General features: G+C 70.6%; 18 protein-coding genes. All 18 read left to right on the plus strand.

Annotated elements, in window-relative coordinates:
• Positions 1-25: 25 nt before the first annotated feature.
• The 18 genes from OG884_RS24825 (at position 26) to OG884_RS24910 (ending at position 22,907) form a co-directional block, all read left to right on the plus strand.
• Complete coding sequence (locus OG884_RS24825; RefSeq protein WP_326636691.1) at positions 26-745, plus strand: FadR/GntR family transcriptional regulator; 720 nt, start codon at positions 26-28, stop codon at positions 743-745.
• A gap of 39 nt (positions 746-784) precedes the next feature.
• On the plus strand, positions 785-1,537 hold the full coding sequence (locus OG884_RS24830) for a hypothetical protein (RefSeq protein ID WP_326636695.1): 753 nt from the start codon (positions 785-787) through the stop codon (positions 1,535-1,537).
• Between the two features lie 7 nt (positions 1,538-1,544).
• Positions 1,545-1,958, plus strand: a complete 414-nt coding sequence (locus OG884_RS24835) for a hypothetical protein (RefSeq protein ID WP_326636697.1) — start codon at positions 1,545-1,547, stop codon at positions 1,956-1,958.
• Between the two features lie 609 nt (positions 1,959-2,567).
• Entirely contained in the window at positions 2,568-4,223 is a 1,656-nt protein-coding gene (gene hutU / locus OG884_RS24840; protein WP_326636699.1) for a urocanate hydratase, read from the plus strand.
• A gap of 259 nt (positions 4,224-4,482) precedes the next feature.
• On the plus strand, positions 4,483-5,307 hold the full coding sequence (locus OG884_RS24845) for a MurR/RpiR family transcriptional regulator (RefSeq protein ID WP_326636701.1): 825 nt from the start codon (positions 4,483-4,485) through the stop codon (positions 5,305-5,307).
• Between the two features lie 178 nt (positions 5,308-5,485).
• Positions 5,486-6,166, plus strand: a complete 681-nt coding sequence (locus OG884_RS24850; protein ID WP_326636703.1) for an SDR family oxidoreductase — start codon at positions 5,486-5,488, stop codon at positions 6,164-6,166.
• A 137-nt stretch (positions 6,167-6,303) separates the two neighbouring features.
• Entirely contained in the window at positions 6,304-7,467 is a 1,164-nt protein-coding gene (locus tag OG884_RS24855) for an allantoate amidohydrolase (RefSeq protein WP_326646984.1), read from the plus strand.
• Positions 7,455-8,816, plus strand: a complete 1,362-nt coding sequence (locus OG884_RS24860) for a formimidoylglutamate deiminase (RefSeq protein ID WP_326636705.1) — start codon at positions 7,455-7,457, stop codon at positions 8,814-8,816. The genes OG884_RS24855 and OG884_RS24860 overlap by 13 nt, the downstream gene beginning before the upstream one ends.
• On the plus strand, positions 8,813-9,985 hold the full coding sequence (hutI, locus tag OG884_RS24865) for an imidazolonepropionase (RefSeq protein WP_326636707.1): 1,173 nt from the start codon (positions 8,813-8,815) through the stop codon (positions 9,983-9,985). Before OG884_RS24860 ends, hutI begins: the two co-directional genes overlap by 4 nt.
• Positions 9,986-10,196: 211 nt before the next feature.
• Positions 10,197-11,135 carry a sigma-70 family RNA polymerase sigma factor gene (locus OG884_RS24870; RefSeq protein WP_326636709.1) on the plus strand — a complete coding sequence of 313 codons (939 nt, stop codon included), beginning with the start codon at positions 10,197-10,199 and terminating at the stop codon, positions 11,133-11,135.
• A 385-nt stretch (positions 11,136-11,520) separates the two neighbouring features.
• Entirely contained in the window at positions 11,521-12,834 is a 1,314-nt protein-coding gene (locus OG884_RS24875) for an ammonium transporter (RefSeq protein ID WP_326636711.1), read from the plus strand.
• The gene (locus OG884_RS24880) at positions 12,831-13,169 is read left to right on the plus strand and encodes a P-II family nitrogen regulator (protein WP_030906290.1); all 339 of its coding nucleotides are present in this window, start codon (positions 12,831-12,833) and stop codon (positions 13,167-13,169) included. Before OG884_RS24875 ends, OG884_RS24880 begins: the two co-directional genes overlap by 4 nt.
• A gap of 3 nt (positions 13,170-13,172) precedes the next feature.
• Positions 13,173-15,449, plus strand: coding sequence for a [protein-PII] uridylyltransferase (locus OG884_RS24885; protein WP_326636715.1), 2,277 nt, complete (start codon positions 13,173-13,175; stop codon positions 15,447-15,449).
• Between the two features lie 247 nt (positions 15,450-15,696).
• Complete coding sequence (locus OG884_RS24890) at positions 15,697-18,552, plus strand: sensor histidine kinase (protein WP_326636717.1); 2,856 nt, start codon at positions 15,697-15,699, stop codon at positions 18,550-18,552.
• Complete coding sequence (locus tag OG884_RS24895; RefSeq protein ID WP_442811518.1) at positions 18,549-18,971, plus strand: roadblock/LC7 domain-containing protein; 423 nt, start codon at positions 18,549-18,551, stop codon at positions 18,969-18,971. Before OG884_RS24890 ends, OG884_RS24895 begins: the two co-directional genes overlap by 4 nt.
• A 38-nt stretch (positions 18,972-19,009) precedes the next feature.
• Positions 19,010-19,372: a DUF742 domain-containing protein gene (locus OG884_RS24900; RefSeq protein ID WP_326636719.1), complete on the plus strand. Its 363-nt coding sequence runs from the start codon at positions 19,010-19,012 to the stop codon at positions 19,370-19,372.
• Positions 19,353-19,943 carry a GTP-binding protein gene (locus OG884_RS24905; protein WP_326636721.1) on the plus strand — a complete coding sequence of 197 codons (591 nt, stop codon included), beginning with the start codon at positions 19,353-19,355 and terminating at the stop codon, positions 19,941-19,943. The genes OG884_RS24900 and OG884_RS24905 overlap by 20 nt, the downstream gene beginning before the upstream one ends.
• Positions 19,944-20,222: 279 nt before the next feature.
• Positions 20,223-22,907 (plus strand): nitrate- and nitrite sensing domain-containing protein, encoded by a 2,685-nt coding sequence (locus tag OG884_RS24910; protein ID WP_326636723.1) that lies wholly within the window; start codon positions 20,223-20,225, stop codon positions 22,905-22,907.

Genomic DNA, 22,907 nt, shown 5'->3' on the forward strand with positions numbered 1-22,907 from the left:
GTTGTCAAGGGTCGGAGGAGATCAATTGGACGAGGTGTCGCGACTGGCCACCGTGCTGCGGCCGGTGCGCGCGGGCAACGCGTTCGAGGAGACCGTGGAACGCCTGCTACAGGTCATCAAGCTGGGGCTGGTGGCCGAGAAGCTGCCGCCCGAGCGGGAACTCGCCGCCCAGCTCGGGATCAGCAGGGTCACCCTGCGCGAGGCCATCCGCGCCCTCGCCGAAGCGGGCTACCTCACCGTACGCCGCGGCAGGTACGGCGGCGCGTTTCTCACCTACGCCCCGCCGCGCCCGCGCCGCGACGACCTGCGCAGGGCGGTCGCCGACATGGGCACCGACGACCTGGGCGACGCGCTCACCTTCAGGATGGCCGTGGAGTGCGGCGCCGCCCAGGTGCTCGCCGCCACCGCGCTCACCGAAGAACGGCGCGACGCCCTGCGGGAGCGGCTGCGCGAGGTCAACTCGGCGGGGCCCGACGACTACCGCCGTCTCGACACGGCCTTCCACCTGGCCATCGCCGAGCTGACCGGCTCCCCGCTGCTCGCCGCGGCCTGCGCCGACGCCAGGCTCAGGGTCACCGACCTGCTCAACGCCATCCCGGTGCTCCGGCGCAACATCGAGCACGCCGTGATCCAGCACGAGGCGATCGTGACGGCGATCCTGGCCGGCGACCCCGAGGGCGCGCGCCGCGCCGTGGCCGAGCACCTGGAGGGCACCGCCGCGCTGCTCCGGGGCTTCCTCGCATAGCCTGATGAGTCGGTGGGAGATGTGTTTCGAGATCGGATCATGGAAACAGGACGGCTGCCGCTGTTCTGTTTCTTCGTCGCGTTGATCGTCGCCTTCGTGTTCACCAGGATCAACGTCAGGCTCATCCGAGCCAAGATCGGCTGGTTCCGCAACGTCAACGTCGGTGAGATGCACATCCACCACGTGGTGTTCGGCGTGGTGCTGACCCTGCTCGGCGGGGTGTCCGGCCTCATCGTCTCGGGGGTCTCCGACGGCTGGTACGCGGTGACGGCGGCGATCTTCGGCATCGGAGCCGCCCTCATCCTCGACGAGTTCGCGCTGATCCTGCACCTGCGCGACGTCTACTGGGAGGAGGAGGGCCGGGCCTCCGTCGACACCGTGTTCATCGCCATCGCGATCACCGGCCTGCTCCTGCTCGGCCTGCGCCCTCTCGGCTGGGAGAACTCCGACGGCACCCCCAGGGGCACCTGGCTGACCGTCGGCCTCATCGTGACCAACCTCGGGCTCGCCGTGGTCACGCTGCTCAAGGGCAAGATCTGGACGGGCCTGGTCGGACTGTTCGTGCCGGTCCTCCTGGTGCCCGGCGCCCTGCGGCTGGCACGCCCGGGATCGCCCTGGGCGCACTGGTTCTTCGCCCCGGGCGCCCGGCATCCGCGGCTCCGCAAGATGGCCAGGGCCGAGCGTCGTGAGGAGCGCTGGCGCCGCCCGGTGATCCGCGGCAAGATCGCCTTCCAGGAGTTCGTCTCAGGCCGCCATGACCTCCCCTCCACCCGCCGCCGCTCCCGCCACTGAGCCACCGATGCCCCAGATGCCCCAGATGCCCCAGATGCCACCGACGCCACCGACGCCACCGACGTGGCCGATGTCGCCGATGTTCGGGCCGGGCGCCGAGGTCGGCCCGCGGGTGTGGGCCCTGCACGAGCGCGGTCTCGCCCATGACGTCGTCGAGGTCGCCTCGGTCTCCCAGCCGTACGGCTTCCGCGAACTCGAACACCTCGCCCGCCTGCACGACGGGGGGTTCTCGCTCGCCGAGCTGGTGATGCGGTTGGAGTTCGTCGACCTGATCGCCGACGAGGACTTCGAGGCCTACGGCGTGCAGGGCGAGCGGCTCTGGGAGATCCGCCGGTTCGCCGGTGCCTGGGTGGAGGACATCGGGCTGCGCCGCGCGGAGGAGGGCGACATCGACTACGACGACGTCCCCGACCCGGACTGAGCGACGCGGGGAAAGCGGCGGCACGGTCGTGGTGAGCTTTCAAACCGGAAAGAGGCAGGGCGCATACCCGCCCGCCCGCCGGGCAGGTGACGGCCCTCTCTGCCGAAGGAGTGCTGATCATGATACCGGGTAAGCAGGAGAGGCGGCCGGGGTCGACCGCGTCGATTCGAAGGGGGCCGCATTGTCAGAGGCCCGCTCGCCTGCCGTCCGCCTGCCGCTCGCCTGCCGTCCGCCTGCCGTTCGTCAGGGTGAAGGCATCGCGGTGGTACTGGCGCGGTTGTGTAAATTCATATCGTTCACAAAGGAATAATTCGGGCGCCGGGTCGATGGTCTGATTCGCTGTTCGGCGAACCGGGCATCCCCGCCTGTGCGAAGCCTCTCCTTCGCGCCGGGGTGCCCCATCGGGCGCGCGCCGCATTCGATCTCCCGATCCCGTCCGTGCGGGACGAAGATCGGGGCGCGACGATCGTTACGGCTACCACCGGGGGGTGTCGCGGGCATGTCGCCCGCGACACCCCTTTGCCGTGGTACCCCTCTCCCGAGTTGACCTGTAGCCTCCAGGTGACAAATATGAATGCATTCATTCATTCCTGATGGGGAGGTCCGGGCATGACCGGCAGCCGGGTTGTGCGCGCGCCGCGCGGTACCATGCTCACCGCCAAGGGGTGGCCGCAGGAAGCGGCGCTCCGCATGATCCAGAACAATCTGGATCCCGAGGTGGCCGAGCATCCGGAACAGCTCGTCGTCTACGGCGGCTCGGGCAAGGCCGCCCGCGACTGGCGCTCCTTCGACGCGATCACCCGCACTCTGACCACCCTGGAGGGCGACGAGACGCTGCTGGTGCAGTCCGGTCGTCCCGTCGGCGTGTTCCGCACCCACGAGTGGGCACCCCGGGTGCTCATCGCCAACTCCAACCTGGTGCCCGACTGGGCCAACTGGGAGGAGTTCCGGCGCCTGGAGGCCGCCGGACTGACCATGTACGGGCAGATGACCGCGGGCTCCTGGATCTACATCGGCACCCAGGGCATCCTGCAGGGCACCTACGAGACCTTCGGCGCCGTGGCCGCCAAGCGGTTCGGCGGGAGCCTCGCGGGGACGATCACGCTGACCGCCGGGCTCGGCGGCATGGGCGGCGCGCAGCCGCTGGCCGTGACCATGAACGGCGGCGTGGTGATCTGCGTCGACTGCGACCCCAGGTCGATCGACCGGCGGATCGAGCACCGCTACCTGGACGTCCGCGCCGCCGACCTCGACGAGGCGCTGCGCCTGGCGTACGAGGCCCGCGACCAGCGCAGGCCGTTGAGCATCGGGGTGGAGGGCAACGCGGCCGAGATCGTGCCCGAACTGCTCCGCAGGGACGCCGAGATCGACGTCGTCACCGACCAGACCTCCGCTCACGACCCGCTGATGTACCTGCCGATCGGTGTGGCCTTCGAGGACATGGCCGACGAACGGGAGAAGGACCCGGCGGGTTTCACCCGCAGGGCCCGCGAGGCGATGGCCGCTCACGTGGAGGCCATGGTCGGCTTCCAGGACGCCGGAGCCGAGGTCTTCGACTACGGCAACTCGATCCGGGGCGAGGCCCGGCTCGCGGGCTACGGTCGCGCGTTCGACTTCCCCGGCTTCGTGCCCGCCTACATCAGGCCGCTGTTCTGCGAGGGCAAGGGCCCGTTCCGCTGGGCCGCGCTCTCCGGTTCCCCCTCCGACATCGCCAAGACCGACCGCGCGATCCTGGAGCTCTTCCCAGACAACGAGCCGCTTGCCAGGTGGATCCGGATGGCCGGGGAGAAGGTCCACTTCCAGGGCCTGCCCGCCCGTATCTGCTGGCTCGGATACGGCGAGCGCCACCTGGCCGGAGAGCGGTTCAACGACATGGTGGCCTCGGGGGAGATCGAGGCCCCGCTGGTGATCGGCCGCGACCACCTCGACTGCGGCAGCGTCGCGAGCCCGTACCGGGAGACCGAGGGCATGGCCGACGGCTCCGACGCGATCGCCGACTGGCCGCTGCTGAACGCCATGCTCAACGTCGCCTCCGGTGCCGCGTGGGTCTCCATCCACCACGGCGGCGGTGTCGGCATCGGCCGCTCCATCCATGCCGGCCAGGTCACCGTCGCCGACGGCACCAGGCTCGGTGCCGAGAAGCTCAACCGGGTGCTCACCAACGACCCGGGCATGGGGGTCATCCGTCACGTCGACGCCGGCTACGACGAGGCCGTCGCCGTGGCCGAGGAGCGAGACGTCCGCATCCCGATGCGCGAGTCCTGATCGGGCATGCGGGTCCCGGCCGGACACGCGGGTCCCGGCCGGACAGCCGGGCTCCGGCCGGGGGCGTGCCGGCCCTGGTCGGATGCGTTGTCTCCCGTCGAACGGGAAGTACCCGACCGGGCACCGATCCGCGTACCGTGTCCCGATCTCGGGGGCGCGGATCCCTTCGGCGCCGCTCCCTCCCGTCCCGCCCGGGTGTATGAACGACAGCGGGACGGGGAGGGGAATGCTCGTGGGGCATCGAGCGGTTGGAGAGGACGTGGGGGACGGACTCGATCAGCTTCTGGGGGGGCGGCGGCTGTCGCCCGTGCAGCGGCGGATCGCACGCTACCTGGGCGATCACCTGTCCGAGGCCATCTTCCTGTCCAGCGTGGAGCTGGCCGAGCGGGCAGGGGTCAGCCAGCCGTCGGTGACGAGGTTCGCGATGGTGCTCGGTTTCGCGGGCTTTCCCGAGCTCAGACAGGCGCTACGGCCCCTCGTGGTGGGCGGGCGGAAACCGTCGCGGGCCAACGACCTGCAGACGGCCATAGACGTGGAGATCGACAACCTGCGGAGCGTACGCGACGCACTGGGCGACCCCGCCGACATCTCGGAGCTGGGTGTCAGGCTGGCGGGATGCGAGCCGCTGCCGGTGCTGGGCCTGCGGGTGTCGAGCGGGCTGGCCACCACGTTCGCCTACTTCGCGCGCCGGATCCACCCTGACGTCCGCCTGCTGACCCACGGCGGTTCCGAGCTGGCCGACGGCCTGTACGCCGCGCGCCGCGCGGGAGCGAGCTGGCTGGTCGCGGTGATCCTGCCCCGTTACCCGGCCGAGGCCGTACAGGCGCTGCGCGGCGCCCGGGACCTCGGCCTGCGTACGGCGGTGATCACCGACCGGCGGGACGTGCCCTTCGAGGCCGACGTGATCCTGGCCGCCCCCGTCGGCGAACGGCTGGTCTTCGACTCGCACGCGGCGCCGCTGACCCTGGCCATGGTGCTGGTGGAGGCCATGGCGGACGCGGCGCCGCTGCGCACGCAGGCCCGGTTGGAGGAGTACGAACGGATGACCGACCAGGCGGGGGTCTTCACCGAGCGGTTCGACTGACATCCGTGCCCGGGTGAGAGCGGCGGGAGCATCCGGCCGCCGGTTTCGCCGAGGCCGGCACGGTCCGCCCGAATGGCTTTCGCTGCCCGTACGGCTTTCGCCACCCGGGCGAGAACACCGTCGCCGTGCCGCCGGAGTGCCGCCGGCCGGAGATCTTCCAGCGAGTAAGGTGATCGACATGCCTGTACGTCCGACCGCGCTGGTCACCGGCGCCTCGCGAGGGGTCGGTGCCGCGATCGCCCGCGCCCTGGCCCCCACCCACGACCTGCTGCTCGGCGGCCGCGACCCCGAGGCGCTGGCCCAGATGGCCTCCGCCCTGCCCGGCGCGCGGCCCTGGCCGGTGGAGCTCACCGCCGTCACGGAGGCCGACGTCGCCGCCGTCGACCGGCTCGACGTGCTGGTGCACAGCGCGGGCGTGCTGCACCTGGGGCGGGTGGCGGAGACCCCGGCAGAGGTGTGGCGTCACACCATGGAGGTCAACGTGATCGCGGTGGTCGAGCTGACCCGGCTGCTGCTGCCCGCCCTGCGCGCGGGGCACGGTCACGTGGTGCTGATCAACTCCGGCTCCGGGCAGCGGGCCGGCGCTAGCTGGGGCTCCTACTCGGCGAGCAAGTTCGCGCTGCGCGCCTTCGCCGACGCGCTCCGCCTGGAGGAGCCGGAGCTCCGGGTGACGACGATCTATCCGGGACGGGTCGACACCGACATGCAGCGTGAGGTCCGGGTCCGGGAGGGCGGCCCCTACCAGCCGGAGAAGTATCTGAACGCGGACTCGGTGGCCAGGGTGGTGCAGGCGGCCCTGACCGCGTCCCCCGACGCCCACGTCACCGAGATCACCGTCCGTCCCGCCGCAGGCCTCTGAGCTGAGGGCGCGGTCGCCGCCCGGCTCCTCGCCCGGCGACCGGAGTGGGCCTGTGCGGCAAGGGGGGAATCGGTTGAGGGTGCGGCGGACTCGCATCTGAATGGAATCATTCAGATAATGGGAGGGTGTTCGACGAGATGTGGGGTGCCATCGCGCACCTCGGACGTGATGGCCGGACCCGGGGCTACCTGCGAGACGCGTGGTCGCCGGCGGATCTGGAGCTTCGGCGCTGGTTCGGACAGGAGGCGGCCAGGCGCGGCCTCGACCTGAGGGAGGATCGCAACGGCAACCTGTGGGCCTGGTGGGGTGACCCGTCGGCGCGGCCCGGGGTGGTCACCGGCAGCCACCTCGACTCGGTGAGGCAGGGCGGTGCCTTCGACGGCCCCCTGGGGGTCGTGTCGGCCTTCGCCGCCCTCGACCTGCTGCGGGCCAGGGACTTCCGGCCCGCGCGCCCCCTGGGGATCGCCTGTTTCACCGACGAGGAGGGCGCCAGGTTCGGTGTCCCGTGCGTCGGCTCCCGCCTGCTGACCGGGATCCTGGACCCTGACAAGGCGCGCGCCCTGACCGACGACGAGGGCGACTCGCTGGCCGAGGTGCTGCGCAGGGCAGGGCGTGACCCGGGCGCCCTGGGCCGGGACGAGGAGACCCTGCGGCACATCGGGGTCTTCGTCGAGCTCCACGTCGAGCAGGGCAAGGACCTGGTCCACCGGGACGCGCCGGTCGGCGTCGCCTCGGCCATCTGGCCGCACGGCCGCTGGCGGTTCGACTTCCACGGCCAGGCCAACCACGCCGGCACCACCAGGCTGGCCGACCGCGACGACCCGATGCTGCCCTTCGCCCGTACCGTGCTCCACGCCCGCCAGGCCGCCGAGCGCGGCGGCGTGGTCGCCACCTTCGGCAGGATGCGTGTGTCGCCCAACAACGCCAATGCCATCCCCGGACTGGTCAGCGCCTGGCTGGATGCCAGGGGCGGTGACGAGGACGCGGTCAGGGCGCTGGTCGCCGAACTGACCGAGTTCTCCGGTGCCGAGGTCAGCGTCGAGTCGTGGACCCCGGTCGTGGACTTCGACGCGGTCCTGCGGGAGCGGGTCGCCGCCGCCGCGGGGGGCGCACCCGTCCTGCCGACCGGGGCCGGACACGACGCGGGCATTCTCGCGTCCGCGGGTGTGCCCAGCGCGATGGTGTTCGTCCGCAATCCGACGGGCATCTCTCACTCTCCGGACGAACACGCGGAGACGGCCGACTGCCATGCGGGGGTCACCGTCCTCGCCGCGACGCTGGAGGACCTGTGCGCGAGCTGAACTACTGGTGCGAGCTGGCCTGGCTGCCACCGGGCGAGGCCGTCGCAGGGGTGCTCGTCAAGGTCCACGACACCGTGATCTCCGAGATCGTCACCGGTGTGGCGACCCCGCCGGCCGGAGCCGTCCGGCTGGCCGGGCTGACCATCCCCGGTCTGGCCAACGCGCACTCCCACGCCTTCCATCGCGCCCTGCGCGGGGTGACGCAACGTGAGAAGGGCAGTTTCTGGACCTGGCGCGAGCAGATGTACGGGGTGGCGGGGACCCTCGACCCCGAGTCCTATCTCAGACTCGCCAGGGCCGCGTTCGCCGAGATGGCACTGGCCGGCATCACCTGCGTCGGGGAGTTCCACTACCTGCACCACGGTCCGGGCGGCAGGCGCTACGACGACCCGAACGTCATGGGCCACGCGCTCGTCCAGGCGGCGCGCGACGCGGGGCTGCGCATCGCGCTGCTGGACGCCTGTTACCTGACAGGCGGCGTCGGCACCCCGCTGAGCGGTGTACAGCTGCGGTTCGGTGACGGCGACGCCGACGGGTGGGCCGCCCGGGCGGAGGCGCTCACGGCCCACTACCGGGGCGATCCGGATGTGGAGATCGGCGTGGCAGTGCACTCGGTCCGCGCGGTCAGGCCCGAGCAGATACCCGTGGTCGCCGAGTTCTCCCGCCACCACGCGGTCCCGCTCCACTCCCATGTCTCCGAGCAACGGGCGGAGAACACCGCCTGCGTGGAGGCGTACTCCGCGAGCCCGGTCCAGCTGCTGGAGGCGCACGGCGCGCTCGGCCCCCGCTCGACCGCCGTGCACGCCACGCACCTGTCGGACGTGGACGTCGCGCTGCTCGGCGGCTCCGGCACACGCGTGTGCATGTGCCCGACGACCGAGCGCGACCTCGCCGACGGCATCGGGCCGGCCAGGGCGCTGTTCGACGCGGGGGCGCCCATCACGCTCGGCTCGGACAGCCACGCGGTCGTCGACCTGTTCGAGGAGGCCCGCGCGGTCGAGCTGGACGAGCGGCTGGCCACCGAGCGGCGCGGCCACTGGTCGGCCGCCGAGCTCCTGCACGCCGCCACCGCCGCGGGACACGACTCGCTCGGCTTCGCCTGCGCGGGCATGCTCGTCCCCGGCGCGTGGGCCGACCTGGTGTCGCTGCGCCTGGACTCGGTCCGTACGGCGGGCGCCTCCCCGGCGCACCTGGCCGAGACCGTCGTCTTCGCCGCCGCGGCCGCCGACGTGCACTCCGTGGTGTCGAGTGGCCGCCGCGTGGTCACCGACGGCAGGCACGCCCTCGGTGACGTGGGCGGCATGCTCACCGAGGCGATCACCGAGGCGCGAGGGGGAAGGTCGGCATGACGGGCGAGGACCGGCAGGTGAGGAGCATCCTCTTCGATCGCATCGGACTGCTCTACACGGGCGATCCGGCGCGGGAGGAGATCGAGGACGCCGCGCTGGTGGTGGAGGACGGCGAGGTGGTGTGGGTGGGGCCCACCGGCGCGGCTCCCTGCGCCGACGAGCGGGTGGACACCGAGGGGCGCTGCGTGATCCCGGGCTTCGTCGACAGCCACGCCCACCTCGTCTTCGCCGGCGACCGCACGGCCGAGTTCGCCGCCCGCATGGCGGGCCGGCCCTACACGGCCGGTGGCATCCGCACCACGGTGTCGGCCACCCGCGCCGCCTCCGACGTCGAACTCGTGACGCGCACCGCCGCCCTGGTCTCGGAGATGCTCACCCAGGGGACGACCACGCTGGAGATCAAGAGCGGTTACGGCCTCACGGTAGAGGACGAGCGCAGGTCCCTGGAGATCGCGCGGGGGTTCACCGAGGAGACCACCTACCTGGGCGCGCACGTGGTGCCCCCCGACGCCTCCTCGGCCGACGAGTACGTCCGCACGGTCACCGGGGAGATGCTGGAGGCCTGCGCGCCGCACGCCCGGTGGGTCGACGTGTTCTGCGAGCGCGGCGCCTTCGACGCCGACCAGAGCAGGGAGATCCTTCTCGCCGGGATGAAGGCGGGGCTGCTGCCGAGGATCCACGCCAACCAGCTGGGCGAGGGCCCCGGGGCGCGGATCGCCGCCGAGGTGGGCGCGGCCTCCGCCGACCACTGCACCCACCTGACCGACGACGACGTCTCGGCGCTGTCGTCGGCGGGAGTGGTGGCCACCCTGCTGCCCGGCGCGGAGTTCTCCACCCGCTCGCCCTACCCGGATGCCCGTCGCCTGCTGGACGCCGGGGTGACGGTCGCGCTGGCCACCGACTGCAACCCGGGTTCCTCCTTCACCTCCTCCATGCCCTTCTGCGTGGCGCTGGCGGTCCGCGAGATGCGGATGACGCCGCTGGAGGCGATCAGGGCGGCCACGTACGGCGGGGCCAGGGCGCTGCGCCGCGGGGACGTCGGCACGCTGCGGGTGGGAACCAGGGGGAACCTGGTGATCCTGGACGCCCCGACGTACGTCCATCTCGCCTACCGGCCGGGGGTGCCGCTGGTGACACAGGTGTGGAAGGAGGGGCGCCGTCTGGTCTGACCATTTTTGCCAGGGGCAGCCGTCGGCCTTGTCACGGAGTCGGGGGACATCCTCCCTGAGGAGGAATTCGAAACCATTCTCCAGGCGTACTTCTTGAGGGAATCTTTGCTCTGATCCAGCCGTTGAAAAGTCAAGCGACGTGTCCGCGCGCATTGGGGCGTTGAGCGAGCGGGTGGACACGTCATAAGCAGCCGGAGCGAGGTGCCATCGGATGGCAAGGCCGACGGGGAATCGGACGCAGGATCAGCACGTCTCTGACAGAGACCTGCTCGGGACCTACCTGGCAGAGATTGGAAGGGTGCCCCTGCTCACCGCGGAGGAGGAGGTGGAACTCGCCAAGCGGATCGAGGCGGGTCTCTTCGCGGAGCAGTTGCTGGACGGCGGGTTGACGGAGCCGCGGATCGCGGACGCCGCCGATGAGGAGCTTGAGCGACTGGCCGTTTCCGGGCGAAGGGCCAAGGATGAATTCATCCAGGCCAATCTACGTCTTGTGGTGGCGGTGGCGCGCAAATATTCGGGGCGGGGAATGCCGCTGATCGATTTGGTTCAGGAGGGCAACCTGGGGTTGGTCCGCGCGGTTGAGAAGTTCGACTACCGGCGCGGTTACAAGTTCTCGACTTATGCCACCTGGTGGATCCGGCAGTCCGTGGGGCGCGCCATCCACGAGCAGGCCCGGCCGGTCCGCCTGCCCACCCACGCGGGTGAGCAGATGACCAGGCTGATGCGGGTCCGCCGGGACATGCTGGCCGAGTCCGACGCCGAGCCGACCGACGCCGATCTCGCGGCGGTGCTCGAACTGCCCATCGAGCGGGTCCGCGAGCTTCGCCGCTGGGCCTCCGACCCCGTCTCCCTGCAGCTGGGTGTGGGCGACGAGGACGAGACCGAACTCGGCGACATGATCGCCGACGACACGTGGGCCGATCCCGAGCAGCAGGCGATGGACGTCCTTGAACGTGAGCGTCTGGAGGAGTGGCTGACGGGTTTGGAGGGGCAGACCCGCGAGATGCTCCGCTGGCGCTACGGCCTGATGGACGGCCGCGAGCACACGCTGACCGAGGTCGGCGAGCGCTACGGCATCGGCCGGGACCGTGCCCGTCGCATCGAGCGCGACGCCCTGGCCCGGCTGCGGAAGATGGCCACGGCCGCCTGAACGACCCGCGATCCGGCACGCCCCCTGTGGGGCGTGCCGGATTCGTTTTCCCGGGGCCGGCGCTGCTTCGCCCGGACGAGGGGACATGGCGGGCGTGGCGGCGGTCATGCGTGTGGTCATCGGCAGCCCGCTGAAGAGCCCGGCGGTTGCTCGCCCGGGCACCTTTTGGGTCATCTATAAGTCAAGGCACGCCCGGTCCGAAACTTGATGGAAACATCATGCGGCCGAGATTCACAGATGCGAAACACGCAGAGTCGCGCCTTGAAACGGCGGAAGAACACGCTGTGGCGCAACGTCAGTGCGCGGCCGGTCGATGGAGCCCAGGAAGCGATCACTGCGACTGTGAAACCGGCCACACGCCATTTGTAAGGGAGGGTCGCGTCGAATGAAGATCGATAGCGGCACCACTGCCTGGATGCTCACAGCCACCGCGTTGGTGCTGTTGATGACTCCCGGCCTTGCGTTCTTCTATGGGGGAATGACCAGGGCCAAGAGTGTCCTGAACATGATGATGATGTCGTTCGTCAGCATCATCACCGTCACCATCGCATGGGTGCTTTACGGGCACTCGCTGACGTTCACCGACAACGGCAACGAGCTCGTCAACAAGTTCGTCGGCGGCTTCGACGCCCTCGGGCTGCAGAGCCTGGTCGACACCGCCACCAAGGACGACGGCACGGGTATGCCGAGCCTGGTGTTCTCGGCCTTCCAGCTCACTTTCGCGATCATCACCGTCGCGCTGATCAGCGGTGCCATCGCCGACCGCGCCAAGTTCGGCGCCTGGGTGCTGTTCACCATCGTCTGGGCGACCATTGTCTACTTCCCCGTGGCCCACTGGGTCTGGGGCAACGGCTGGCTGTTCAGCCTCGGTATCGAGGACTTCGCCGGTGGCACCGTGGTCCACATCAACGCCGGAGCCGCGGCCCTGGCCCTCGCGCTCGTGCTCGGCAAGCGCGCCGGCTGGCGCAAGGAGCCGATGCGGCCGCACAACCTGACCCTGGTCCTGCTCGGCGCCGGTCTCCTGTGGTTCGGCTGGTTCGGTTTCAACGCGGGCTCCGAGCTCGCGGTGGACGGCACCGCCGGCCTGGCGTTCATGAACACCCAGATCGCCACCGCCGCCGCCGCGGGTGCCTGGCTCGTGGTCGAGAAGATCCGCGACGGTCACGCCACCAGCCTCGGTGTCGCCTCCGGTGCCGTCGCCGGTCTGGTCGCCGTCACCCCGGCCTGTGGTTTCGTGGACCCCTGGGCGGCTCTCATCCTCGGCCTCGTCGCCGGTGCGGCCTGCGCCTATGCGGTGGGCCTGAAGTACAAGTTCGGCTACGACGACTCCCTCGACGTGGTCGGCGTGCACCTGGTCGGCGGTGTGATCGGCGCTGTCTCCCTGGGCTTCATCGCCGCCTACCCGTTCCTGGAGCAGCAGAGCACCGGCCTCCTCTACGGCGGCGGCATCAAGCAGCTGGGCCTGCAGATTCTCGGCCCGGTCGCGGTCGGCGCGTACTCCTTCATCATCACCTGGATCATCGCGAAGATCATCGACAAGACGATGGGCTTCCGGATCGGTGCCGAGGAAGAGATCGCCGGCGTCGACATCACCTCCCACGCCGAGACCGGTTACGACCTCGGTACCATCCACTCCTCAGGTGTGGCCGCCGTCAACGGTCCGGCTCCCACCCCGGCGTCTAAGAAGGTCGACGCATGAGACTCATCACCGCGATCATCAAACCGTTCAAACTCGACGACGTGAAGGCGGCCCTGGAGCAGTTCGGGGTCAAGGGCATGACGGTCAGCGAGGCCAGCGGCTACGGCCGCCAGCGCGGCCACACCGAGGTCTACCGCGGTGCCGAGTACCAGGTCGACCTGGTGCCCAAGGTTCGCCTCGAAGTGCTCACCGAGGAGGACGACGCCGAGGACGTCATCGACGTCATCGTCAAGGCCGCGCAGACCGGCAAGATCGGCGACGGCAAGGTCTGGTCCGTTCCGGTGGACACGGTGATCCGCGTCCGCACCGGGGAACGCGGACCTGAGGCGCTCTAACCGGTGAGAGGCGACACTCGCTCGTACGCCGCGGCCCGTAAGGAACGGGCCGCGGACATCGACCGCTGGCTGACAGACCTGGTCAGGACCGCCTGCGGCACGCCGTACGGGCACAACGGGGGAACGACGAGAAACGACGAGCGCGGCGCCCTCAGTGGAGTCGCGCTCGTCGCGGTCGGGAGCCTGGGCCGCTCGGAGCTCGCGCCGGGCAGCGACCTTGACCTGGTCCTGCTCCACGACGGGCGAGATGACGTGGCGCGTATCGCCGACCGCATCTGGTATCCGATCTGGGACTCCGGGATCGGCCTCGACCACTCGGTGCGGACCGTGGACGAGGCGGCGAGGGTGGCCGGGGAGGACCTCAAGGCGGTCCTCGGGTTGATCCAGGCCCGGCACGTGGCGGGAGACCAGGAGCTGACGCGGTCGGCGCGCGAGGTCGTGCTCGCCGAGTGGCGGGCCGACTCCCGGCGCCGCCTGGGCGAGCTGCGCGACGCCGCAGACAAGCGTGCGGAGGCGAGCGGGGAGCTGGCGTTCCTCCTCGAACCCGACATCAAGGATTCCCGCGGCGGCATCCGTGACGTGCAGGCGATGCAGGCCGTGGCTGCGGCCTGGGTCGCCTCGGCTCCCGGCCCGCGAGTCCGCGAGGCCTACGAGCTGCTGCTCGACATCCGGCACGGCCTGCACCTGGTGACCGCCCGAGGCGTCGACCGGCTGGTGCTCCAGGAGCAGGACGCGGTCGCCGGGATCCTCGGCCTGCTCGACGCCGAGGCGCTGATGCGCAGGCTCGCCGAGGCCGCCAGGACGATCGGGCACGCCTTCGACGCCACCTGGCGCACCGTCGACCGGCTGCTGACCGGTCCCACCCCCCGTGGCCGCCGCCCGCTCGCCGACGGAGTCGTCGAGCACGGCGGAGAGGTCGTGCTGGCCCGCGGGGTCAACCCCCGCAAGGACCCGACCCTCGTGCTGCGCGCCGCCGCCGCCGCCGCAGAGGCGGGACTGCCGCTGGCACCCGCCACGGTCACCACGCTGGCGGCCCAGTCGCCACCACTCCCCGTGCCCTGGCCGGACGAGGCGCGCGATGCCCTGGTGGCCCTGCTGGGCGCCGGGCGCGCGGCCGTGCCGGTCTGGGAGGAGCTGGACCAGGCGGGAGTGCTGGTCCGCCTGCTGCCCGACTGGGAGCGGGTGCGGCACCGCCCGCAGCGCAACCCGGTGCACCGCTACACGGTCGACCGGCACCTGATCGAGGCCGCGGCCGGGGCCGCCTCGTTCACCCGCGAGGTCTCCCGGCCCGATCTGCTGCTCATATCGGCGCTCCTGCACGACATCGGTAAGGGATATCCCGGCGACCACTCCACCACCGGCGCCGTCGTCGCCCGCGACATCGGGACCCGGATGGGCCTGCCCCCGGCGGACGTCGACACCCTGGAGACCGTGGTCCGCCATCACCTCCTGCTGCCCGAGACGGCCACCCGCCGCGACCTGGACGACCCGGTGACGATCTCCCGGGTGGCCGAGGCCGTCGGTACGCGCGAGGTCCTCGAACTGCTGGCGGCCCTCGCCGTGGCCGACGGCCACGCCACCGGGCCCGCCGCCTGGAACTCGTGGAAGGCCTCGCTGGTCACCGATCTGGTACGCCGGGTCCGTTCGGTGCTCTCGGGCACCCCGCTGCGGCCCGCGCCCTCGCTCTCGGTGGAGCAGGCGTCCCTGGCCCGCCACGGCGGAGGCGCCGTACGGATCAACGGGGGAGCGGTCACCGTGGTCGCGCCGGACCGCGCCGGGCTGCTCTGGCGTGCGGCCGGGGTGCTGGCCGCGCACCGGATGGTGGTCCGCGCCGCGTCGGCCGCTTCGGCGGGGGCGACCGCCGTGATCGAGTTCTCGGTCGTCCCCGAGTACGGCTCGCCGCCCGACCCCGCGACGCTGGAGGCGGACCTGCGGCTGGTCCTGGCCGGCCGCCTCGACATCGAGCAGCGTCTCTCCAGGAGGAGCAGGTCGCTGCGCCCGACCCGGGTGCCGGTGGCGCCGCCCAGGGTGAACCTGCTGGACGACGCGTCGAACACCGCGACGGTCATCGAGGTGCGAGCCCATGACCGTCCGGGACTTTTGTGGCGCATTGGTAGAGCGTTTGGTGAATGTGGCCTTGACGTACGGGCTGCCCGTGTGGAGACTCTCGGCGCAGAGGTGGTGGACGTCTTCTACGTGGTCGACAGAGCCGGCCGCCCGCTGACCGACGAGGTCCAGCGAGCTCAGATACGCGACCAGGTGCTGGCTGCCCTGCGGTAGCCGTGGATGATCGCTTTTGTCGCCTTCGTAACAATCAAAGGTGATATGTCGGTTTTGTCGACTCTCTCACGTGACCTTGTGGTCTGATGTTGTCCACCTGTGTCGTGATTGAGGGGTAGCGAGAGCTTTGGCGACGGCGACATCCGAGAGCGGGGGTGCTTCGGCACCCGACCGTGGCAAGCGGCCTGCCGCCCGGTTCGGCCTGAGGAACTGGCGTGTCCGTTCGCGTCTGACGGCTCTGATCCTGGTGCCGACCACGGTGGGTGTCCTGCTTGCCGGTACGCGCGTGGTGGCCTCCGTCGACAGCGTCGCCGGATACCAGCGGACCGCCGCCGCGGCGGAGTACTCCGGCGGCCTCCGGGATCTGGCCCAGGCGCTTGGATTGGAACGTGACCGAGGCGCCTGGGCGTCGTTCCAGCCCTCGAACAAGGGGTTGGAAGAGAGCGAGGAAGCCCAGCGGAAGGTGGTCGACGCGCTGGTCAAGAAGGTGCTGCTGGAGGTCCAGGCGATAGACGACTCCTACGGGTCCCGAACCGTCGAGGCGGCCAAGAGCGTCGCCTACCAGCTGGAGGGCATTTCCGAGCTGCGCCGCCTGCCGGGCACGACCCGTGTGGAACGTTACAGCCACATGATCGCCCCGCTGCTCAAGCTCCATGAGGAGCTCACACTGGTCAGTGACGATTCGGAGATCATCGGCAACGCCCGCGCGCTGAGCGCCCTGGCGTACGCCAAGGAGGAGGTCTCCAGGCAGCGCGCCCGCCTGCTGGCCGGTTACTACGCGCCCTCGCTGATCAATCCGCAGGAGATCGAGAAGTTCATCGCCTCCCGTTCCCGCATGAACGAGTTCGAGGCGGACTTCAGCGTCGAGGCGAGCCCGGCCAACAGCTCGCTTCTCGTCACCTCCATGATCGACGAAAGGGTGCACCGGGCCGAGCTGACCAAGTCCAGGGCGATCGTGCTCGCCGGCGACCCCCGTTACACCGGGCGGCTGCTGCCGGGTTCCAACGAGGTCAAGCAGTGGTTCTCGGACAACACCGCGGTCCTCGACCTGATGCGGAAGGTCGAGACCAAGGTCGCCGGTGACGTGGTCGCCAGGGCACGGGCGCTGGAGGACACCGAGCAGCGCACCGCGATCATCACATCGGCTCTGATCCTGCTCCTGCTCCTGTTGGTGCTCGGCCTCACCGTCGTCATCGCCCGCTCGATGGTGACGCCGCTGCGCCGCCTGCGAGCCGAGGCGCTGGAGGTCGCGGGCTTCAGGCTTCCCGAGGTCGTGCAACGGCTGCGGGTCTCCGGCGACACCAGGACACCCGACATCGCCCCCATCTCGGTCGAGACCACCGACGAGATCGGCGAGGTGGCCAAGGCCTTCGACGAGGTCCACCGGCAGGCCGTGCGCCTGGCCGCCGAGGAGTCCGAGCTCCGTTCCAACATCAGCGCGATGTTCGTCAACCTGTCGCGTCGCACGCAGACCCTGGTCGAGCGGCAGATCTCGCTGATCGACGGCCTGGAGAAGGGGGAGGAGGACGGCGGCCGCCTGGCCGACCTGTTCAGGCTCGACCACCTGGCCACCCGTATGCGGCGCAACTCCGAGAACCTCCTGGTCCTCGCCGGTCACGAGCCGCCCCGCAGGCGCAGCCGGCCCGCCAAACTCGTCGACGTCGTGCGCGCCTCCCTATCCGAGGTGGAGGACTACGAGCGGGTCCAGGTCAAGGTGCACCGTACGATCTCGGTCGCGGGCAGTGCCGCCAACGACATCGTGCACCTGGTCGCGGAGCTGGTGGAGAACGCCGTCCAGTTCTCTCCCCGGGCCAGCCGGGTCGTGGTCTCCAGCAGCGCGATCGAGGGCGGTGGCGCGCTGCTCGCGGTCAGCGACCCGGGTATCGGCATGACCCACGAGGAACTGGTCGAGACGAACCGCAGGCTGGCGGATCCGCCCGTCGTCGACGTCTCGGTGTCGCGGCGCATGGGCCTGTTCGTGGTCGGCCGCCTGGCGCTGCGCCACGGCATCCGGGTGCAGTTGCGCCCGCAGGAGGGCGGTGGCCTCGTCGCCATGGTGCTGTTCCCGCCCGAGATCCTCGTGCAGGAGGTCCAGCCGGTGCAGACGCCCTCCTGGGGGACGGAGCAGGCGGTCTCGCGGGACTTCTCCGCCCAGGCGCCCACCGGCGGTCCGCCCGTCCAGCGGCCCTCGTACGGACAGGCCCAGCCCTCATTCGGGCAGTCCTCGTTCGGACAGGCCCAGCCCTCGTTCGAGCAGTCCTCGTTCGGACAGGGGCAGTCCTCGTTCGGGCAGAGCTCGTTCGGACAGGGTTCGTTCGGGCAGGCGTCCATCCCGGACGCACCCTCGTTCGGTTCGACCTCGCTGCCCGGTGACCATACCGCTCCGGGACGGCAGGACTCCGCCGGTCACATCGACTCGTCAGGTGCTCCGGCAGGTGGCGCGCCACTGCCCAAGCGCCAGGTCGGCGGGATGAAAGGCAACGGGGGTGTCTCCGCTCCCGGCTCCCCCTCCCGGGGAGAGTCCTCATACGAGCACGAGTACGAGTACGAGTACGAGTACGAGTACGAGGGGCCGGCGGCTGGGACGATGCCCACGGTGGGCGTCTCCCCGCTCGAACCCGAGCAGGAGGAGTACCTGCCCATCTTCGCCTCGGTCGAGTCGGCCTGGTTCCGCCGCGCGGACGGGCCGGGTGAGCAGAAGGACGGGCCGGTGGAAGACAAGGTGCCCACGTCCTCCGCACCGGTGAGCAGGTCCGGAGAGCCGGAGGCGGCCTGGGCGGAGGAGTCCATGCCCCCGGCGGGCGCGGAGGCGGGCGACCCGGACGGCTGGGACACCCCCTCCGACGTCGGCTGGCAGGCCGCCCAGGCGGTGAGTGCCCCCACCCTCGGCGGGATCACCGCCGCGGGCCTGCCCAAGCGCATTCCAAGGGCGAATCTCGTACCGGGCACGGCCGCTCCCACGCCGTCCAGCCCGATGCCGTCGCCGTCCCCGGACAGGGTGCGCAACCGTCTGACGAGTTTTCAGCAGGGGGTGCGACGAGGTCGCGCCGAAGTGGCCGAAGCCACTACCGGGAGCCTTATGGACAAGGAGGAGGGCTCGTGACGACCCTGAGTCATGAGGCACGCAGGTTCGACTGGCTGATCACCGAGTTCGTCCGCGGCACACCCGGTGTCGCGCACGCGGTGTGCGTCTCCGCCGACGGGCTGAGGGTCGCCGGCTCGGAAGGGTTTCCGGCCGACAGGGCCGACCAGCTCGCCGCGGTCGCGGCGGGTCTCCTCAGCCTGACCGTGGGTGCCTCCCGCGTGTTCGACGGAGGTTCCGTCACCCAGACCGTGGTCGAGATGGAGCGCGGACTGTTGCTGGTCATGGCGATCAGCGACGGTTCCGCGCTCGCCGTGCTGGCCTCTCCCGACTGCGACATGGGTCTGGTGGCGTACCAGATGACCCTGCTCGTCGAGCGGGCCGGTCAGGTGCTCACCCCCGCGCTCCGTGCCGAGCTGCAGTCTTTCCGGGGCCGGTAGTGACCGGGTCCGTGTCGGGGTCGTCCGTGGGGAGGCCGGTGCGCGGGATTGACGGAACCGAGGACGACGAGCCCCTGTTCCGTCCGTACACCGTCACCGGTGGCAGGTCGGAGCCCCGTTTCCACCTGGCGATGGAGACGTTGGTCTCCTCTTCCTTCATCATGGAGGAGGACCTGGCTCTGCTCAGCCCCGAGCAGGATGCGATCATCAGGCTCTGTCGCTCGTATCGTTCCGTGGCTGAGATCTCGGCTCTGCTGAGGGTCCCGCTCGGCGTGGCCCGCGTTCTGGTGGCGGATATGGTCGACGAGGGTTTCGTCCGCATCCACCAGCCACGTCTCAACGGGGGACAACCGGATCTCAACATGCTGGAAAGGGTGCTCAGTGGACTTCGCAGGCTCTAGCCGCGGCGGCGGCCTGACATCGACGAAAATCGTTGTCGCGGGGGGATTCGGTGTCGGTAAGACCACGTTCGTGGGGGCGGTGTCGGAGATCCTGCCGCTGACCACGGAGGCGGTGATGACCGACGCCAGCGCCGGGATCGACGATCTCGACCTCACACCGAACAAGACCACCACCACGGTCGCGATGGACTTCGGCCGTCTCTCGCTGGACCGCGACCTGATCCTGTACCTGTTCGGCACGCCCGGCCAGCACCGGTTCTGGTTCATGTGGGACGACCTGGTCCGCGGCGCGATCGGCGCGGTGGTCCTGATCGACACCCGGCGACTGGCCGAGGGCTTTCCCGCGATCGACTACTTCGAGGAGGCCAAGCTCCCCTTCGTGGTCGGTATCAACGGCTGGAACGGGGAGTTCCCGCACAACGAGGACGAGGTGCGGGAGGCTCTGACGCTGGCCCCGCACATTCCCGTCGTGCGGACCGACGCCCGCTCCCGCGACTCCGTCAAAGGCACGCTGATCACTCTGGTCGAGCATGTTCTGCGGGTCCGCGCGGCCTACGGCACGTCTGCGTAGCCCCTGCCGCATCCGGGTGGGTTCGTGGTCCGCGACCATCTCGTAGGTGAATAAAACCGGTATTCCATCCGTAGTTGGAGCTCCAGATTCCAGTCACCGCTTCGCCAGGAATACGCATTTATTGAGCTGTGTTCGCTTGGCCCCATAGGTCGATATGTGCTCGAATTGCCGAGAACCGCAGGAAATTCGACCGGTGGTTCATCCACCGAGAGGCAGCGTTCGGTGAGCACACAGAGGATCCAAGCCGCGGGCAGCGGCCTACGCCCGCGGAACTGGCGGGTGAGGCGGCGCCTTGTCGCGCTCATCCTGGTGCCCACGATCGCCGCGGTGCTGCTCGGCGGGGTCCAGGTGCTCGCCTCGATGAGTGCCTCGAACGACTACCGGCGGATCAACGACCTGGCCCGGCTCTCCGGCCACGTCGGCGCGCTCACCCACGAACTGGCCAAGGAACGTGACCACACCGCCTGGTTCATCGCCCTCGGCCGCCCCGCGAGCGGGGTGAAGAACGTGCGGGCCCAGATGGACCTGGTCGACGGTGCCGTGACACGCGTTCGCGAGAGCGGTGCCCTGCTCGGCAGGGAGGTGAGCGGCCGTACCCGGGACGAGGTCGAGACCGCGATCACCCGCCTGGACGACCTCCCCCCGTTGCGTACCCAGGCCCTGGGGTCGACGCTGCTACCCGACGCGGCCATCGCCGCCTACACCCCGGTCATCGCCGATCTGATCTCCCTCCACGACGAGCTCGGCAAGGGCACCGCCGACGACGTCCTGTTCGGCCAGGCCCTGACCCTGGACGCGCTCGCCCGCGCCAAGGAGGCGGTCTCGTTCCAGCGGGCGCTGCTGACCGTGGTGCTGGTGGCGGGGCGGTTCGAGCAGGAGCAGATGGAGCAGTTCCTCGGCGCGCTCTCCACGGAACGCAACGAGAGGAAGGCCTTCGCCGCCGAGGCCGGAAGCCGGGACCGCCGCCTCTTCGACGAGGCGGTCAACGGCCGTACCGCCGACCGCGCCGAGTTCCTCCGCGAGCTGGTCCTGCTCCGCGTGGCCTCCGGCGTCTCGCTGAAAGGGCTGGACCCGGCGGAGAAGGACGACGCCGAGGAGTGGTTCGATGCGGCCACCGTCGTCGTCGACCAGATGCGCGGGGTCGAGGAACGGCACGCCCGGGACATCGTGGTACGCAGCCAGCAGCTCGGTGACGCCGAGCAGAGCCGCGCCCTGATGGTCGCCATGGCCGTCGTCACCCTGCTGGCGCTCGTGCTGGTGATCACCATCTGGGTGGCGCGCTCGCTGGTCAGCCCGCTACGGCGGCTGCGCGGGGAGGCGTTGGAGGTCGCCGGGGAGCGGCTGCCCGCGTACGTCCAGCGGGTCCGCGAGTCGCGCGAGGGGGAGGTCGTCGCGGACGTGCCGCCGATCGGGGTGCTGTCCCGAGACGAGATCGGCGAGGTCGCCAGGGCGTTCGACGAGGTACTCAGGGAGGCGGTGCGGCTGGCGGGCGACGAGGCCAAGTTGCGGAACACGGTGAACGCGATGTTCGTCAACCTCTCCCGGCGGAGCCAGAACCTGGTGGAACGCCAGCTCAGCCTGGTCGAGCGGCTGGAGCGCGGCGAGCGCGACGACCAGCGGCTGGCGGACCTGTTCAAGCTCGACCACCTCGCCACCCGCATGCGCCGCAACAGCGAGAACCTGCTCGTCCTCGCCGGGCAGGAGGTGGCACGGCGCTGGAGGCAGCCTGTCGAGCTGATGGACGTGGTCAGGGCCGCGCTGTCGGAGGTGGAGAACTATGAGCGGGTGACGAACCGGGTCCAGTCGGAGGTCGCCGTCGAGGGTCCCGCGGTGAGCGACGTGGTCCACCTGCTGGCCGAGTTGGTGGAGAACGCCGTCTCGTTCTCGCAGACGAACACCAGGGTCACGGTGTCCAGCAGCCGGATCGAGGGCGGCGGTGTGATGGTCTCGGTGACCGACCAGGGCATCGGTATGACGCCGGACGAGCTCTCCCAGGCCAACTGGCGGCTGGCCAACCCGCAGGCCGCCGACGCGTCGGTCGCCCGCCACATGGGTCTGTTCGTGGTCGGCCGCCTCGCGGTCAAGCACGACATCCGGGTCCGGCTCCGCCACCAGGAGTCCGGCCTGACCGCGATGATCCTCCTCCCGGAGACGCTCCTCGTCACGCCGCCCGACGCGCCCCAGCAGGTCGGCTACCCGCAACTCTCCGGCGCCCTCCCCGCGGGTGTCTCGCCCTTTACCGGCCCGTCGTTCCCCGCCGGTGCCGAGGGCCTGTCCCGGAGGGCCCCCGTGCTCGCGGCCCCCACCGCGCAGGTCCCCGCACAGGCATCCCCCGCACCCGGGTGGGACAGGCGGCCGGACGCGAACGCGCCGAGCGTGTGGAGCCCGCCCGTGGAGCGGTCCCGCTCGCGGGGGGAGTTCCCAGAGCCGGACTCCGGCCTCTTCGGCAGCCTTCCCGGCCCGCTCGACTCCTTTCCAGGTCAGGTTCCGGCGGACGGGACAGGGCCGCTGCCCAGGATGGGGGCCTCGCCGCCGGCACAGCGGGACGAGTTCCTGCCGATCTTCGCCTCGGTCGAGTCCGCCTGGTTCAGGATCGCCGCCTCCTCCGGAGAACCCGGCGCGGAGCCAGACGGTTCCGCTGCCGCGGCCCCTGGCGACCCCGTCCCGGGGAAACTCCGGGACGAGCCCGAAGCGTGGTCCTCGCCAGGTGACGGAGGCTGGCAGGCCGCCCAGGCGGCGAGCGCCCCCGCACACGGCGGTACGACCGCGGCCGGCCTGCCCAGGCGCACTCCCAAGGCCAACCTGGTGCCCGGCTCCGTGGCGCCGCTCGCGCGGGCACAGTCGCACCCGGAACCGGGCGCGGCCCCGGCCCCGGTCTCGGCCGAGCGGCTCCGCGACCGGATATCGAGCTTCCAGCAGGGCGTGCACAGGGCGCGCAACGAGCTCTCGAACGGGGATCGGTAG

The sequence above is a fragment of the Streptosporangium sp. NBC_01755 genome, assembly GCF_035917995.1.
GTDB lineage: Bacteria > Actinomycetota > Actinomycetes > Streptosporangiales > Streptosporangiaceae > Streptosporangium.